Consider the following 3,708-nt stretch of genomic DNA (forward strand, 5'->3'; position numbering starts at 1 on the left):
GGAGCAACTGGAGCAACAGGAACATTCAATACAGGTTCATTGTATAATCTTACATCAGCAAACAGTGCGTTAACAGTAACTGGCGGTGGTCAATTATTAACAGCTGCAACCGCTTTAGATATTAAAGGTGGTACAGCAGGACAAGTTTTAAGCTCAAATGGTGCTGGATCTGCAACTTGGAAAGATGCTGTAGGTGACAACCTTGGAAATCACATTGCTACGAAGGCATTGGATATGAATACTAATGTGATCAATTTTGGAGCTGCTGACGGAAGTAAAGTGCAATTCCTTAATAATGYCGATGCTGCACGTATAGAGCATTTAGCTGGCTGGACATTAAAYACTGTARCAGGTTCAAAAGGAAATTCAGCCGGACAATTTGCATGGTCAAATTACAGCGGAGCCGGAACAACTCAAGCAGAGGTTATGCGTATAAACGGACAAGGTAACCTAGGTATTGGCAGTAACGCACCAGCAAGTAAATTGCATGTAGCGGGTGATATGACTCTTAATAAAGATTTAAAAGTTGGAGGAACAGCAACTACAGCAGGTAATTCTGGTACTGATGGTCAGGTCTTAATCTCTAAAGGAAGCGGAAATGCNCATTAAACACTGTAACAGGTTCAAAAGGAAATTCAGCCGGACAATTTGCATGGTCAAATTACAGTGGAGCCGGAACAACTCAAGCAGAGGTTATGCGTTTAAGCGGACAAGGTAACCTAGGTATTGGCAGTAACGCACCAGCAAGTAAATTGCATGTAGCTGGTGATATGACTCTTAATAAAGATTTAAAAGTTGGAGGAACAGCAACTACAGCAGGTAATTCTGGTACTGATGGTCAGGTCTTAATCTCTAAAGGAAGCGGAAATGCACCAACATGGGTAAATGCGTCAGCGTTAGCAATAACTGGAGATAACCTTGGTAATCATATTGCTACAAAGGATTTAGATATGAATAATAAAAACATCAATAATATTAATACTGCAAACATGAGTACAGCTATTGTATCATACGCAGCTAATATTAAAGATAGAAATACTCAAAATACAAAATCATTTATCGCATATAAAGACAATGGTAATTTTGGTCTGTATAATGAAGCACGAGCTGCAAATGAGTTGATTATTAATGAAACTACAGGTAAAACAACAGTAACTTCTGCACAAATTGCAAAAGGTACTGATGGAGCTGCACCAGAATTAGGTGCTATAGCTGTAGCGGCAGATACAAATGGTAATGTAGTTTGGAAACCTGCATCAACCGTTATGAATGGTGTAATTCCTCAACAAGCTATAGATGAATTTACAGCTACAGCAGGGCAGACTAGTTTTACTCTAACTGCAACACCTTCGACTTTGTCTAAAGTTAAGTTGTACATAAACGGAGTTCGAATTGATAAAGACGCTATATCGGTTAGTGGTAACGTATTAACTTATAATAGTGCAAATAATGGTTCTTACGCCTTAATGGTGGGTGATAATATTATGATTGATTATTTAAAATAATATTGAACTTTTTTTAAGAAGGCTGCATATTCTTTTTATCAAGAATGTGCGGCCTCTTAATATTATAGATTTTCAGAGAATAACATTTAGCTTGTTGCTTTTTGATTTTTACTAGATACGAGCTAAATATTTTAATGAAACAATATGAAGACTTACAAATTGACATTGTCTAGTCTTACTACAATACTGTAATAGATGTTTAAAAAAAAATGTAAAAAATGAAAAAAATAATTTGTGTACTATTATTAGTTCAAGGAGGGTTTCTGATGGCACAAACAGAGACAGTAGCTACAATAAATGGTAAAAAAATAACTATTAATCCTAATGTTCTTAATAAAGCAGATAACGGATTAACTGCATCAAACGGTAATATTCAGTTAGGAGGAGCTTTATTGAAACCTTCAACTTTGATAACCACTTCTGCTTATACTTTGGCAATACAAGGTTTGCAGGCTGGTGCGGCAACCGATAATGTATTAGTAATAGATGGAAACGGTGTTTTAAAATCAATATCCAGAGCTAGTGTAGGAGATAACCTTGGTAATCATACAGCTACTCAAGGTCTTAATATGAACCGTAATGATATCGTTTTTAGAGATAGAACTGCTGCAAACAATAATACTTTCTCTTTTTATAAAGATGCTGGAGCCTTGGGGATATACAATGGATTGAAAGGAGGAAATGATTTAACTATTAACGAATCTACAAGAAAAACATCATTAATTAATGCTCAAATTTGGCAAGGTACTGATGGAGTTGGACCACAACCAGGATATGTGGCCACATCGACTGATACAAGTGGTAATATAGTTTGGAAAGCACCAGCAGCAGTTCCTAACATTGTACCTACTGATAATGGAACCGTAATAGCGGTAAATGGTCAGTTAGAAATAGCTCAGGAAATAGCGGTAATGATGACTTCAAATTTTGCTGCTCCAAATGCAAATGTTCAGGCTCAGATTGGTAATTTAACCACTGTAATTATTGATAATAAAAGAACTTATTCAGCAAACTCGACTAGTAATAATTTTACGGTTACAGGAACTGGTTATTATTTGGTTAATATAAATGCACAGTTTTTTACAACATTAGGCGGTCAAGCTAGTAATAATCCTTCAATGGGTTTATATTGTGATACAGATGCTAAATGGCTTGCATTGGGATCAGGTGATTTAACCTCCAGAGGTACTGGTAATGATTTTACTACGATAGTAATTACGGCGGCCGCCTATTTAGAGACAGGAAAAACTTATTCTTTTAGAGCAATATTTCCAGTAGCGAATTCAGGTAATGTTATCAGATCATCTTTTTATGCGAATGCACCAGTTACTTTCTGTTCTGTAAAAAGAATTAAATAATTTACTGGTAAGTTATAGAGATTATTGATTCATTATTGTAATGAACTTTTTAAAAGCGGTAACGAAAGTTATCGCTTTTTTTGTTACTGTATTTTTGAAACTATACTAATTGCTTCAACTATTTATTTAAGAATAGTAAGGATGAATTACTAAAATTAACCTTATATTTTTTCCTTATCTAATTTAGAAAAAAAAATCAAATTATCTAAGATTTAAAAATAGCCTTATCTGCTTGTTATTAAACTTTTAATGGGTATTACAGTGTTTTGTAAAATAGATATTTGCATATTATTTTTCATTACTTCTAGGGGAGTAAAAATAATATTTTTGGTATTTTTTTTCTTAAAAAAGAGAAAGTTTATGCTTTCTCTTTTTTTTGTTTAAACTCTTTTTTAGGTTTAAAAAAAACAACAAACCCATAATTGTTTTTTTTTATTATTAGCTTATTACTTTTTTAATAATTAATAAAAGCAATTCCATAAAGGTTAGTGTATAAAACTATGATTTACTATTCAAACCAAAATATATAAATGGCTTAATCTGTAATGCTATAAACTTTTATGGGCAGGATAAAAAGTTATTAAACAGGATTTTTGCACCCTAACAACAGGAGAATCAAATACAGGTAATCTGTATGATTCTGATATGTAATTGGTTACGAATAAAGAAGCAACAGTATTTAATCCTATTGTAATACACTAAAGACTTCAACGGGTTACTTAGGTTTTGATCCCGAAGTAATTTTGTGCCATAAAATACAATGTGATTTATACCAAAAATTATATAGATATGAAAAATAATACTTTCTATAAAGTAGACAAACAAAAGGATGCAGACTGTTTTAT

Annotated in this window: 1 protein-coding gene; it reads left to right on the top strand. The window is 33.2% G+C overall.

All coding sequences use genetic code 11. The features are described from left to right. The first annotated feature begins 1,723 nt into the window (after window positions 1-1,723). Entirely contained in the window at window positions 1,724-2,863 is a 1,140-nt protein-coding gene (locus ASD98_RS03485) for a hypothetical protein (protein ID WP_128414778.1), read from the top strand. The last annotated feature ends 845 nt before the right edge of the window (window positions 2,864-3,708 follow it).

The organism is Flavobacterium sp. Root186, from assembly GCF_001428525.1.
In the GTDB taxonomy this organism is placed as follows: Bacteria; Bacteroidota; Bacteroidia; order Flavobacteriales; family Flavobacteriaceae; genus Flavobacterium.

Excerpts from the sequence above, each read along its gene's own strand:
- ASD98_RS03485 (WP_128414778.1), top strand. The coding sequence starts at position 1,724 with ATGAAAAAAATAATTTGTGTACTATTATTAGTTCAAGGAGGGTTTCTG.